This is a genomic window from Microbacterium aurantiacum, assembly GCF_031625015.1.
GTDB lineage: Bacteria > Actinomycetota > Actinomycetes > Actinomycetales > Microbacteriaceae > Microbacterium > Microbacterium aurantiacum.
In genome coordinates this window covers 293,688-306,224 of record NZ_JAHWXH010000001.1, presented here as the reverse complement: position 1 = coordinate 306,224, position 12,537 = coordinate 293,688, and the positions used below count along the sequence as shown (strand labels likewise).

At 62.0% G+C, this 12,537-nt stretch carries 11 protein-coding genes and 1 pseudogene; 1 reads left to right on the top strand and 11 read right to left on the bottom strand.

The window, feature by feature from the left end; translation table 11 throughout:
* The first annotated feature begins 39 nt into the window (after positions 1-39).
* Entirely contained in the window at positions 40-1,068 is a 1,029-nt protein-coding gene (locus tag KZC50_RS01350) for a hypothetical protein (protein ID WP_310890339.1), read from the top strand.
* 1,002 nt (positions 1,069-2,070) lie between these two features.
* Here KZC50_RS01350 and KZC50_RS01345 read toward each other — a convergent pair.
* From KZC50_RS01345 to KZC50_RS01300, 11 genes and pseudogenes are all read right to left on the bottom strand, one after another.
* Positions 2,071-3,317, bottom strand: a protein-coding gene (locus tag KZC50_RS01345; protein WP_310890338.1) for an IS3 family transposase whose coding sequence is annotated in 2 segments (ribosomal slippage) — positions 2,071-3,002 and positions 3,002-3,317 — 1,248 coding nt in all. Because the reading frame shifts where the segments join, the coding sequence is not laid out codon by codon here.
* 70 nt (positions 3,318-3,387) lie between these two features.
* On the bottom strand, positions 3,388-3,672 hold the full coding sequence (locus KZC50_RS01340; protein ID WP_310890337.1) for a Dabb family protein: 285 nt from the start codon (positions 3,670-3,672) through the stop codon (positions 3,388-3,390).
* A gap of 24 nt (positions 3,673-3,696) precedes the next feature.
* Positions 3,697-4,680: a GDP-L-fucose synthase family protein gene (locus KZC50_RS01335; protein WP_310890336.1), complete on the bottom strand. Its 984-nt coding sequence runs from the start codon at positions 4,678-4,680 to the stop codon at positions 3,697-3,699.
* The gene (gene gmd / locus KZC50_RS01330) at positions 4,677-5,723 is read right to left on the bottom strand and encodes a GDP-mannose 4,6-dehydratase (protein WP_310890335.1); all 1,047 of its coding nucleotides are present in this window, start codon (positions 5,721-5,723) and stop codon (positions 4,677-4,679) included. Before gmd ends, KZC50_RS01335 begins: the two co-directional genes overlap by 4 nt.
* A complete protein-coding gene (locus KZC50_RS01325) occupies positions 5,716-6,204 on the bottom strand; it encodes an LbetaH domain-containing protein (protein ID WP_310890334.1) in 489 nt (162 codons plus the stop codon). The genes gmd and KZC50_RS01325 overlap by 8 nt, the downstream gene beginning before the upstream one ends.
* A 510-nt stretch (positions 6,205-6,714) precedes the next feature.
* A pseudogene (locus KZC50_RS15650) lies at positions 6,715-7,143 on the bottom strand (glycosyltransferase family A protein); the annotation flags it as partial.
* Positions 7,136-8,149 (bottom strand): glycosyltransferase family 4 protein, encoded by a 1,014-nt coding sequence (locus KZC50_RS01320; RefSeq protein WP_310890333.1) that lies wholly within the window; start codon positions 8,147-8,149, stop codon positions 7,136-7,138. The pseudogene KZC50_RS15650 and the gene KZC50_RS01320, both read right to left, overlap by 8 nt.
* Positions 8,150-8,222: 73 nt before the next feature.
* Entirely contained in the window at positions 8,223-8,975 is a 753-nt protein-coding gene (locus tag KZC50_RS01315; RefSeq protein WP_310890332.1) for a WecB/TagA/CpsF family glycosyltransferase, read from the bottom strand.
* A gap of 8 nt (positions 8,976-8,983) precedes the next feature.
* Complete coding sequence (locus KZC50_RS01310; protein ID WP_310890331.1) at positions 8,984-10,105, bottom strand: polysaccharide pyruvyl transferase family protein; 1,122 nt, start codon at positions 10,103-10,105, stop codon at positions 8,984-8,986.
* Entirely contained in the window at positions 10,102-11,139 is a 1,038-nt protein-coding gene (locus KZC50_RS01305; RefSeq protein WP_310890330.1) for a nitroreductase family protein, read from the bottom strand. Before KZC50_RS01305 ends, KZC50_RS01310 begins: the two co-directional genes overlap by 4 nt.
* A 3-nt stretch (positions 11,140-11,142) precedes the next feature.
* Positions 11,143-12,435 carry a flippase gene (locus KZC50_RS01300; protein ID WP_310890329.1) on the bottom strand — a complete coding sequence of 431 codons (1,293 nt, stop codon included), beginning with the start codon at positions 12,433-12,435 and terminating at the stop codon, positions 11,143-11,145.
* Positions 12,436-12,537 lie beyond the last annotated feature (102 nt).

Below are 12,537 nucleotides of genomic sequence, written 5' to 3'. Positions count from 1 at the left end.
CGAGGCGCCGTGATTGCGATAGTGCTCTTCTCGCACGCGATGAACGCGTTCGACGGGTGGGAGACCGAGGCGCCGGATGGGTTTTGGGGGATTCTTGCCCTGATCATCCGTGTTGGCACTCCAACGTTCTTCGTCATATTCGGAGTCGCCATCGAGCTCGTGCACGTGCAGCGCTGGCAGGCGGGGGGCGGAAAGCAGGTTCGCCGGGCGCTTACCAAGCGCGCAGCCCAGTGCTACCTCGCTTTCGCGCTCGTCGCGGTAGCCGCGGTCATCGGCGGGGAACTGCCGATCGCCGAACTTGTTCCGGGGCTGCTCCTATTGCGTGAGGTACCCAACGGGACCGTACTGTCCTTCTACGCGTTTGCCTGCCTCGCGTGCCTTGTGCTCGTGCCGCTTCGACTGAAGATCGGTGCCGTGGGCGTGCTCATCGTCTGCATAGCCTGGTGGCCGATTGAGGCGATGATTGACGCGACCGTTGATTCAAGCGGGTCCTATTTTCTTCCCAGGGTCCTCGGTATCGGCGAGGGCGCCGGCCCATCCATGTTCCACGGCTTGGCACTGGTCGCAGGTGGAATGGTTATCGGTCAGGTCGTCCGGGCGATGCTCAACAGCAGGTTGAGCATTCGCCAGCTCGCGCCTGCCGCTGCGGTTGTTGGAGTCGCTGTAGTCGGCGCGGCCATCGTCCTGGTGCAGTTTGGCCTCGCCGAGACTGTGCGACGTTGGCTCGACATCTCGGAGTTCCGACAGACGAACCACTGGGCATACTTCGTCCTGGGATTTGTGGCCGCGGTTCTTGTCCTAGCGATCACCTACCTCGTTGTCGAGCGGTTCGGAATCACGCGAAATCGCCCTCCTGGGCCTTTCGGTAGCTCGTCGCTGCTCGCGTTCGGCGGCGGGAACGTGGCGCTGAATCTCATCATCGGGCTTGGATTTGTCGCGCCGAACGCGCCGATCGCGCTAGCGGTCTCGTGCGCGTTCGTTGGAGCGGTCTGGGTGACCGTTAAGGTCGGCCGCATCGTCAAGGCGCGGCGTCGTGAGAGACAGCTTGTGGGGTCCCAGACGGTTTAGAAGGTTCTCAGCCGACGGGCCAAGCCCGCACTGCCCGGCCTTCAGCTGTCGGGGCGATCCAGATGTTGACGCCTCCGATCGCCATCGAAACAACGCCGATCCAAGCCGCGGAACGAACCCTGTCCTTGACGCTACGCCCCCCTGCGAAAAGCATCGAGCATCCCTCGAACGGCGTATCTTTCGGTGCCATGCGACTAGAAGAGCGCGTCCTCTGTCGAGGCAACATGATGCTCGATGGAGCAGAAGCGGGGTGCCCCATCGCCTTGCTGACCCACGGGTCGACGATCTCGGGGCAGCGGACACCGGCAACAATGGTCGTGTTGCCGTACGCGCACAGCTGTGGGCGATCTCGCCGCTCACGGATCCAATGCGCCATCCGGTCGATGAAGGTCTCCGCTATGCGCATGATCGTAGCTGACCGCCGCTGTAGGTGGGAGCGGTTGAGCAAGACAGGACGATGCCCACCTTCGTGCTCGGATCGCAGATTCGTCTCCGCTTCGACGTGGACTCCACCACACGTACATACTCGGCGTACACGGCGGTCGACGGGACCGACCTCACCGACGCTGCGGCGAGGACGCTGGCGGAGACCGAGACGGTCGGTTCAGGAACGACGGGGTGCCTTCTCGCATCTACCCGGTCGCGCTCCTGCGCCCGGGTGGCTACCTGCGGTCGTTGGTCCTGCTCGATGGCGCGGGCGCGACTCTGGCCCCTGCGGATTTCACCGCGGAGGATGGCGGCGCTGGCTGGACCCTGCTCGGCGGCGCAACGGTGACCAGCCCAATGCCAAGCTCGCGTTGGACCATGCGGTGACCTGTCCGACCACTCTGTGTGTGATGTGGTCGGGCCCCGCCTGGTTCACGTGCGTTCGGAGCCTGACCGGAGCATGCCCCCTGAGAATCGATCCTGCAATGAGCAGGTTACGGGGCGGTCACAGTGCACGAAGCGCCCGCGATAGTTGCAGGGCCTTGACCCGCGATCGTGGACACGGTGTCGTTTCGGTTATGCCGCTTCCGCGAGGGTAGCGGACGTGGTCGCGGTGTAGGCGGTCTCGTAGCTGTTCGGGGTGATCTGGCCGAGCGCGGAGTGGCGTCGGCGGGTGTTGTAGCGGTTCGCCCACCGGAACACGGCCCGGTAGGCGGTGGCCTGGTCGGGGAACGCTGGCCGGCCCTCGAGGAGCTCCCGCTTGAGCGTCGCGTTCACGCTCTCCGCCAGTGAGTTGTCGGCGCTCGATCCCACCGCACCCATGGACTGGGTCACCTTGAGCTGCTCGCAGAGGGCGGCGTAGGCCTTCGAGGCGTAGACCGAGCCTTGGTCGCTGTGGAACACGGTGCCGGCCAGCGATCCGCGGTTCCGGGCCGCCGCACGCAGGGCGTCCTCGACGAGCTCCGTGCGCATATGGTCGGCGACCTGCCAACCCGCGAGCTTCCGCGACCCGAGGTCGATGCAGGTCGCGAGGTAGAGGTTGCTGCCGTCCGCGATCGGGAGGTAGGTGATGTCTCCGACATACCGGCGGTTCGGCTCCCCGATGGAGAAGTCCCGCCCGATCAGGTCGGGGTACTTGCGTCCGGTCTGGTCCGGGATCGTGGTCTTCACCCGTCGCCGCAACCGGATCCCCGCAAGCGCGTGTTCCCGCATCACCCGCGCGACCCGCTTGTGATTCACCCGTCCGGCGACGGGGACGCCATCGTTGAGGTCAGCCGTGATCCGCGGTGCCCCGTAGGCGCGGTCACCACCCTGCGCCGGGTCCTGCAGCACCCGGATCCGCGCCGCCAGCACCGCATCCTCCGCCGCCCTCGCCGCCCTCCCCGGGGCCGCCGCGAGCCAGGCGTAGAACGACGACCTCGCGATCTCGACGACCTCGCACAACCGCTTCACGCCATAGGCGTCCTTGTGGTCCTCGACGAACTGGAAGCGGTTCACCAGTTCGTCTCCCCGGCGAAATACTTCGCCGCCTGACGGAGGATGTCCCGCTCTGTCTCCAGCTTCAGCTTCTCCGCCTGCGATTCGGCCAGCTCCGCCTCCAGGCGCGCGATCCGCGACGCCTGAGACTCGGCCCGCCCCGCCGCCGGCATCGGCCCCGTCCCGGCGGTCGTGGTCCCGGAGCCGAACTTCTCGACCCACTCCCGCAGCGCACCCCGGGTGATCCCCAGATCCGCCGCGATGCCCTTCAACGTCGCGCCCGGCGTGGACTCATACAAGTCCACCGCCCGCTGCCGGAACTCGTCCGTGTAGTTCTTCCTTGCCATCCCTTGGATTCTCGCTTCCCCAGCGCTGTGCTGGAATCAGCGTGTCCAAGATCAGGGGTCAAGCGCCGCATCACGCACAATAATCCCCGACCCACCAGTCCGAGATACGGGCCATCTCCGACGCAATCTCCGTGTGCCGCGCATCCGCCCGAAAGGCATCAAACGCAAGCGCATCGACGAACGTCGCGTCTTCGATGATGACTCGCCCCTTGCGTGCATCGAGGGACTGCTCGACTCGCCAGGACAGGATGCCGGGCAGAACGTCGAGTGACCGAAGCCGGCTGATGGCTTCGGTCACTCGGGCGTCGTCGACGTCGTCGTGAACTCGGAAGAGCACGATATGCCGATAGGTCACGCGTGTCTGCTTAGAACCGTGCGACTACTGCCGCAGCGCGTCCGCGTGGTCGCGGTACCAGGAGACGGTTCGCTCCAACCCCTCCTGGAGGGAGATCTGAGCGGTCCACCCCGCCTCGGCGAGCTGGGACACGTCGAGGAGCTTCTGCGGTGTCCCGTCGGGTTTGGTGGTGTCCCATTCGGTGGCACCCTCGAACCCGACGACGGATGCGATGGTGTCGGCGATTTCGCGGATGGTGACGTCGGACCCGGTGCCGACGTTGACCTGTGCGGGGCCGTCGTAGTGCTCCATCAAGTGGAGGCATGCGTCTGCCATATCGTCGGCGTGGAGGAATTCTCGACGCGGTGTGCCCGTGCCCCAGTTCGTCACCGACGCTGCCCCCGAGGAGGCCGCCTCGTCGTACCGGCGAATCAGCGCAGGCAGGACGTGTGAGCCCTTGGGGGAGAAGTTGTCGTTCGGCCCGTAGAGGTTCGTCGGCATGGCCGAGATCCACGGCAGGCCGTATTGCCGGCGCACCGCTTGCGTGTGCAGGATGCCGGCGATCTTGGCGATCGCGTACGCGTCGTTCGTCGGCTCGAGGTGCCCGGTCAACAATGAGTCTTCGCGGATGGGTTGTTCGGCGAACTTCGGGTAGATGCAGGACGACCCGAGGAACAGCACCCGCTCCACATCGTTCGCGACCGCGGCGTCCAGCACGTTCGTCTGGATGCGCATGTTGTCGCTCAAGAAGTCGACGGGGTAGGTGGAGTTCGCGAGGATCCCGCCGACTTTCGCTGCGGCCAGCACCACGTACTTGGGTTTGATCTCGCCCATGTACGCGAACACCGCGTCCCGGTTCTTCAGGTCCAGCTCCGCGGAGGGTTTCCCCACGACCCGCTCGAACCCGGCAGACTCCAGCCGGCGGACGATCGCGGACCCCACGAGTCCCCGGTGGCCGGCGACGTAGAACGTCGCGTCCCGGTCGAGTTCCCCCGGGGTGTAGTCCACACCGTCGGTGGCGGTGGTCATCGCGCCGCCACCGTGTCCGCGGTACCCCAGGAAGCGAGCTTGACGGTGTCGATCCACTCCGGGCCCTTCTCCAGGGCTTCGATGTCGGCATCGACCATCAGCTTGGCGAGTTCCTTCCCATCGATCGTGGGAACCCACCCGAGCTTGTCGGCGGCCTTGGCCGGGTCGCCGATGAGCGCGTCGACCTCGGTGGGACGCAGGTAGCGTTCGTCGAACTTGACGTACTCCTGCCATTCCAACCCGACCTGCCCGAACGAGGTTTCCAGGAAGTCGCGGATCGTGTAGCCGACACCGGTGGCGAGGACGAAGTCTTCGGGTTCGTCGACCTGCAGCATCCGCCACATGCCCTCGACGTACTCCGCGGCGTACCCCCAGTCACGGATCGAGTCGAGGTTTCCGAGGTAGATGTCCTTCTGCACACCCGCCTTGATGCGTGCCACTGCACGGGTGATCTTGCGGGTCACGAACGTCTCCCCGCGACGGGGGGATTCGTGGTTGAACAGGATCCCGTTGACGGCGAACATGTCGTACGCCTCGCGGTAGTTCTTCGTGATCCAGTACGAGTACAGCTTTGCGACCCCGTACGGGGAGCGGGGGTAGAACGGGGTCTCCTCATTCTGCGGTGGAGGGGTCGCCCCGTACAGCTCAGAGGTGGAAGCCTGGTAGAACCGCGTCTTGATCCCGGACAGCCGCACCGCCTCAAGGAGACGGATCGTGCCGGTACCCGTGGTATCTGCGGTGTGCTCGGGCTCATCGAACGACACCCGCACGTGCGACTGCGCGGCCAGGTTGTACACCTCATCCGGGTTGATCTCACTCATCAACGTCACCATGCGGGCGCCATCGGAGAGGTCCCCATAGTGCAAGAAGAGCTTGGCGTCCGGCTCGTGCGGGTCGACGTAGAGGTGGTCGATGCGGTGAGTGTTGAACGTAGACGCCCGGCGGATCAGTCCGTGGACCTCGTACCCCTTTTTGAGGAGGAGTTCGGCGAGGTAGGAACCGTCCTGACCCGTGATTCCGGTAATGAGTGCGCGTTTAGTCATTATTTGCTCCGTTCTGGTCGCGTGAGACATTTCGTCCCGCGCCGTGGTTGTTGAGCGCGCGTAGGGATCGCGCGGGGTTCCCGGCTACTACATCGCCAGCTGGCACGGACTTGACGACAACGGCGCCCGCGCCGATTGTGGCACCTGCGCCGATCTCGATGTCTCCCAAGAGAATCGCACCGGCGCCGATGGAAACTCTGTCTCCAATGATCGGACAGCGGCCGCCCGGCACTTGATGTCCGATCGTCACTCCGTTGCGAATCTGCACGTCCCTGCCAATTTTCGCCTGATCATTGACGACAATTCCGAAGCCATGAAAGATCGAAAGCCCCGGGCCCACTTTCGTCCGTGGGCGCAGTTCGAGCCCGAGGAGACCTTCGGTGGTCACCCGATAGAGAACCTCGAGCGGGGCTGCCACAATGCGGCGCACCGGTGAGTTGCCCATGGCCGCCTGGCTCAGCCTAAAGAACAACAGAATCATTCGTGCCTTCGGGTCTCGAGGATTAGCAGTCCAATCCCTCGCGATTGTGCTCAGTAAAGGCACAGACCTCGGAGCGAGGGATGTGCGCCGGCCTGCGCGATCGAGGACCTTCTTGACGAAGAATTGGGGTTCGGACCAGACGGCGCGTGCGGTTAGTGAAGCCCAATGGGTAAAGTGTCGACGCGGGGCGAATTCTGACGACTGCCGCATATAGACCATTCTTTTTATGGCTTGCGGAGATCTGGGCTCGACCTGCACACTGGCGAAGCGCGCGTAATGCAGCCTGATGGCGTCGGCGTCCCGGATACTTGACTCCGGACTCCTGCTCGACTTTCCCCCTACCCACTCATAGCGACACGAATCGGCGTCGTGCATAACGATGTTCCCGAGAAGAGATGCGCGAATCAGGAACTCGTAGTCCTCCGCGAATCGCGGCCACAATCCTGCAGGGCTGTCATCCAACACAGCGCGCAGAGTCGATCTCCGCCAGACAAAGGCCCCGGGAGGGCCAGGCGCGTGACCGCGTCGCAACAGCGAGTCAGTCGTCACCCGCTCGGGCCACAACGAAAGACGCCGCTCCAAGCCGCCACGGCCGACGCCAACTGTGCGCCCGCCAGCGAGCACACAGTCGTTGTGCTCAACCAGCACATCTACCGAAGCTTTAACCCCCTCAGGAAGGAGTCGGTCGTCCGCATCCAAGAGCGCGACGTATTCGAACCGCGCAGACTGTGCCCCTGCTCTCCGAGCCGCTGCCGCGCCCTGATTTGTCTGGCTGATGACATATGCACCCTCGCTGGTCGCGATTTCGCTGGTCTTGTCGGAGGACCCATCGTCTACCACAATTACCTGCCTGGCTCCGGCGCGGACGGCGCTCCTGACGGCTCCTGCAATCGTTGACTGCGCATTAAACGCAGGGATGATAACTGTCAGATCAAGCACACGACATCCTCAATTCCTTCTCCCAAGCGTTTCGGTACGCGTCTCGACTGAATCTCTCCTGGTACAACCGTCGAGCGCTTTCTGACATGGCTGCAAGGCGTTTCGAGTCGTGCAGGAGTCCCTGAACGGCGTCCTGAAGTCGGCTCACATCCCCCGCGGGCACGAGCAGGCCGTTCTCTCCATGCCGTATAAGGTCGGCGATCCCTCCGACGTCATATGCAACGACGGGAACCCCTCCTGACAGAGCTTCAAGTATGGTGAGCGGCTGGGCTTCAAATCGATACGTACTTGGAAACACGAGCATCGACGCTGACGCGAACAGGTCAACTTTCTCCGCGCCGTAAACCCCGCCAATCACTTCTGCGTTAGGTGGTGCCTTCGACGTCAGATCTGAAAGTTGCACTTGTGACACCGGCCTCCCGGCCGCAACAAACCGAGTATCGGACTCCTTCTCGAATCTGCGGGCCAGCTCCAAGAAGTCTTCAATCCCCTTTTCTGGAATCAGGTTTGAAAAGTAGACAACGCGATTGTCTCGATGCATGGAAGCGGGGTCGAGTGCCTCGGGCGCGGTGTTCGGTATAGAAACTAGGCGAGTCTTCTCGGGGAGGAACCGGAGTACATCTTGATGCAACGAATCGCCGAGGCAGACAACTGCGGTATTGTCGTGAAAGAGATTCTTGACGGCGCGAAACCAAAAGCGGGATCGCGAGGCGAGCATCGTGTATCCGTTGGTATGAATGTATGAAACCACTGCAATTCTCCGACGCCGCAGTACAACGCCCAATAGACAATCGACAAGAAAAGAACCTGTGCGATTGGTTACAAAGAAGATGCAGGCATCGGCGCTTCGAGCCAGGCCGTGTACGCGCTTGGCCAGTCCGAACGCCGAGAGAATCTTCTTCACCGACATCCGACCAATCTCGCCGACCTCGGTGCTAAAGCGTCGGTCAGCGAGGAGAACAGTCGCGCCACTTTCTTCGAGGACCCCGATGAGGGTCTGGGTCATTAGCGTTGATCCATGGACCGGAGGTGGCAGCTGGCTGATGACGAGCACGCGCAGCCCTCTCAGCCCCTGTGAGTCAGTCCTCACGACGTCCCCAACGGATCGCGGCCAGCAGGAAGCGGGAGTTGCCGAAGAGATACCTACGCCACAAGCGCCTCGGTTCGAGATAGAGCCGATGGGCCCATTCCAAACCGACCGATCGAACCCATTGTGGTGAGGGCTTGAGAGTCCCCGCTGCGAAGTCGAAGGCCGCCCCTACTGCAACCGCTGCGACGGGAAGCTCTGCCGCAAGTTCGCGCGCAACCACATCCTGCTTAGGGGTGCCAAGGCCTACCCACACAATGTTCGCGCCCGAGGCCCGGATTCTTTCAATCTGGTCGGCTCTCTCGCGCTCGCTAAGGGCACGGAACGGTGGGCTCTCGATGCCGACTATCTTTGCGTGCGGGTATGCGGCTCTAACGTTTCGTTCGAGAGCGGTCAGCACCTCGCTCGTCGAGCCCAAGAAGTAGCTTCTAGCGCCAGATTTCTGGGTAGCGGCCAGGGTGTCGAGCATAAGTTGCGGGCCACGTACTTGGTGCAAGCGGGGGCGATCGCGGCGGAGCGCAGATACGGCGCCGACGGGTTTACCATCTGGAAAATTCACAGCGCCTGCGGTCAGCGTTTCGCGGTACTCAGCGCTCTTGTCGGCGAGGGCCACCGTGTAGGCGTTCGCCAGGTGAATGTGGATGCCCGACTTGAGCTTGAGGGAGGTTTCGGCGACCCACTGGGCTGCCTGTTGAGGGGTAGCTACTGAGAAAGGTACTCCGCCGACGGGCTGTGTGTGGTTCAAGTGAAGTGTCATTGCATTCCTGACGTCGCGTGGTCAACTTCTTCCCACATGCGCTCGATTCGATTGACCAATAGGGGCTTGTTGGCGCGAAGCGAGGCGTTGTATGAGTCACTCTCAATCAGTCCCGCGAGCAAATCGACCGAATCAGTGGGCGCATAGGGATCTGCTAGGCCGTCGGAAACCCCGAAATCTTCCAAAAGTTCGCCATACTTGTGCGACCAGGAATGTGCCACAGCGGGCACCCCCTGCGCGAGGGCGCTGACAATCGCATGGTAGCGACCCGCAATAACGCCGTGGCACGTCCCGATGAACTGCTTCGCGGCGAGACCGTTCTCGGGCTTCCTCTCCCGTACCTGTGGCACGAGTTTACGTATCTCATTCACGAGGATGGGATCACCGTGTGCTGAATGGGCGAGAAGCACCGGCTCAAGCCCGATCCCCGAAATCCCTCTCGCTATGGACGCCAGCGATTGAACGTAGCGCTCGCGCGCGCTCGGGTCCTTGGCTCGTGCCGGGATGTTGACATTAGGTACGATCGCCACATGATCCGTCTTTGACGTCGCGGCATTCGTTTCGAGCGCGATAGTTATGTCGGGTGCAAGCCGCACTCTTGAATCGTCATCGAGGAGTTCCTTGATGTACTCGAGAGAGACCCGATCCCGCGCGTAGATGAGTTCCGCACGGTCGAGGATGAGTCGGGAGCTGGTTGCCACCTCCGTTTTCTCGAAAGGGCCGAATGCCTGCGGCAGCATCACTATTGGGCGTTGCCTCTTCGCGAGGTACTCGAACCCCTGTCCATCCCGAGAGATCGAGCTGGAGCTCCACTGGTCCCCTAGGAAGAATCCGGAAGCGTCGAAAAGCGCATCAACGTGTCGCTCCGAATAATTGTTCATTGCACGCGCGAGCGAGCGGGGCGCAGCATTCCATCCGAGTGATCGGAGCGCCCCGAACCGGGGTACCTCCAAGAAGTTCCCGATCTGCCATTCGTGCCTGACGGTGTGAGACACCTTGCGCCGGTCGGCTATTACCGTCCAGTGGTCGCTCAGATGGCCAGAGGCAGCGCGAAGTAGAAGTTCCGCGCCTCCGTTGTGGGAACCTACTCCGCGGACCAGTGCGATGTTTGCCTTCATTCTCCGAGCCTTTCAAAGGTGCGTGCGCGCGGAAGGGGAAACTTTGGTGAAATTGGCGCCAGCCCGGTCGGGTCGCCATAGCCGTAGGCAATCAACATGACGACGCGTTCGTGACGGCGCAGTCCGATCAGGTCCGTGAGCTTCTTCTCGGGGGCGGTGATGTCCGGCCAGTTGATGCAGCAGGTCGCCACGCCTTGGCTTTGCATGGCGAGCAAGAAGGACATTGCCGCAAGGCTGCTGTCGATGTAAATAAGGTGGCGGTCACGCTCCTCGACGTAGGCAGCGAGATCGCCCACCACGACCACGATCGACTGCAAATTGTGCACATACCCGGCGGTCCCGCCCGCGATCGTGGCGATAGTGCGAGCATCATCGGGCGAGTCAAAGACCCGGAATCGGTAAGGGACGCGATTGCAGGCTGTCGGCGCCTCCATCGCGACTTCGATCGCGCGATCGACGATCTCGCGATCGACACTTGCATCGGTGTACCAGCGAACTGAGCGCCGGCTTGCGGCAAGTTGTGCGAGGTCCCTGTACGCAACGCTTCGTGTCGGTTCCCCTAAGGGAGCGGGTCCTCCGTATGGCGCTTCTGACGAGACATCGAGCTGCGCGTAGCGGCGTTGTGCGTCAGCAATGGCGCGGCTGGAGCTAGTCGACGTCGCGACGAAGTACGCGTCGAGTACGTCTCGCGCCCAAGCAATGGTGACGTTGTCTAGGGCTCCGGCGTCGATAGCTCGAGACAATCGATCTATCGTCATCCCGATGTAAGCGACGGCGAACGTGTCTCTTCGCGGTCGCATCGTCAGGCCCTTTTCAATCATGTGGATGCGGCGGCGCAACTCGAAGATTTCCGAACCGACTCTGGTGCGTTTCCGATGTTCCTTGATGCCAGCAAACACAGCCGCTGTCTCGCGGTCGAAGGACCGACTCATGAATCGATAGTGAAGCCGGCCACTCCCGGCCGAATAGGTCGCCTCCCGGAGGCTGTCTCGCATCACTTTCAGGTTTTGACGTAGCTTTCCTCGGATGAGCATGGATTAGCTCTTGCCTCTCAGTCGGGAAGTGAAATGGAGTAGCGGCACCAGAGGTGCGCGGGTCATCGTGAGGGCGATCCCGAAGGTGGGCCGCGAGAAAAAGCAGAAAAGGTACGATGCCGCACTGTAGGACGCGACCGTCGCCCACGCGGCACCGTCGATTCCGTACGTTGGGATCAGGGCAAGGTTTAACGTGACTGCGAGCGTTGCGCCGATAGCGTGACGAAGGAATGAGATCCAGAGAAGGCCCTCGGCTACGATCCATTTGCTCAAAACTGCGGCCATGAACACAAAGGGACACGCTAAAACGTGTATTTGAAGGACTCGGGCGGACTGGGCGTAATCGGGGCCAAACAGCAGCGATACGATCCAGTCTGCGCTGAACCATATTGCTACTGCAACGCTGACGCCAAGGTAAAAGGCTCCGGAGAATCCTACCTCGAGCGCTCTGCGGTACTCAGCTGTCTTGTTGTGGTTCTTCAGGTCGAGCAGGCTGGGAAATGTCGCGGACATGTAGGCAGTAGGGATCACATACAAGAGCTCGCTCAGTCGCGCGGCGGCGGAGTAGAGCGCAACGCTGATGGACCCTGAGAGGGTTTGCAATATCACCACGTCTGCACGCAGGTTGACTTGGTTTGCAATCCCAGAGAGTGACAGCGGCGCAGAGTGCTTAGCCATAGTTCGGGTGTAGTCCACCTCCGGCCAGCTGAATGGATTCGGGCCGTAAGCACGTGAGTAGGCCAGCAGAATCGTAAGTCCCGCGATCAGCTGTTCAAGCACGAACAGGCCGATGAAGAGCTCGAGCGAGGGCCATGTGAAGATGGCGATCATTCTGATTGCAAAGAAACCGATGCCGACGAGGCTGCGAATCAGAGCCGGCGTTTTGGTTCTCAGATCAGCTTGAAAGACCAACTCTGGTGCATCGACCACGCGTGCGAGCACTGCGAGGCAAGCAAACGCCGCGGGGAGTGCTACTCCGCCTCCCACGAACGCGGAGGAATAAATCACAAAAAGGGCGTAGACGACGAGAGCTATCGCTTCACGAATAAAGAAGACTGCGCCGAGCACGATCCTGCGGTCGTGCTTTTGGCCTCGGAGTTCGCGAACCGCGAGCGCCTGCATACCGCCGGTCATAATTGACACGCCTAGTGCTGCGAGTGTTGTGGCGTAGGAGAAGATGCCAAACTCTGACACCGGGAGAACCCTGATCAAGGCAATGCTGAAAATGCCAGACAGGCCGACGGTGATGAGCTGTTGCGAAACGGCCCACAAGCCGTTGGATCGTGCGCTAGTCATTCGTCCGTCTTCTCGAATGCGGGTCGAACGCGATGCCCGCAGACTGCCTGTGACATATCTGTTTTCCTGCCCCGTTCACTGCGAAGTCTTCGGGTGAGTTGG

Excerpts from the sequence above, each read along its gene's own strand:
- KZC50_RS01310 (WP_310890331.1), bottom strand. The coding sequence starts at position 10,105 with ATGAAGGCAAACATCGCACTGGTCCGCGGAGTAGGTTCCCACAACGGA.
- KZC50_RS01335 (WP_310890336.1), bottom strand. The coding sequence starts at position 4,680 with ATGACCACCGCCACCGACGGTGTGGACTACACCCCGGGGGAACTCGAC.
- KZC50_RS01305 (WP_310890330.1), bottom strand. The coding sequence starts at position 11,139 with ATGCTCATCCGAGGAAAGCTACGTCAAAACCTGAAAGTGATGCGAGAC.
- KZC50_RS01320 (WP_310890333.1), bottom strand. The coding sequence starts at position 8,149 with ATGACCCAGACCCTCATCGGGGTCCTCGAAGAAAGTGGCGCGACTGTT.
- KZC50_RS01350 (WP_310890339.1), top strand. The coding sequence starts at position 40 with ATGAACGCGTTCGACGGGTGGGAGACCGAGGCGCCGGATGGGTTTTGG.
- gmd (WP_310890335.1), bottom strand. The coding sequence starts at position 5,723 with ATGACTAAACGCGCACTCATTACCGGAATCACGGGTCAGGACGGTTCC.
- KZC50_RS01300 (WP_310890329.1), bottom strand. The coding sequence starts at position 12,435 with ATGACTAGCGCACGATCCAACGGCTTGTGGGCCGTTTCGCAACAGCTC.
- KZC50_RS01325 (WP_310890334.1), bottom strand. The coding sequence starts at position 6,204 with ATGATTCTGTTGTTCTTTAGGCTGAGCCAGGCGGCCATGGGCAACTCA.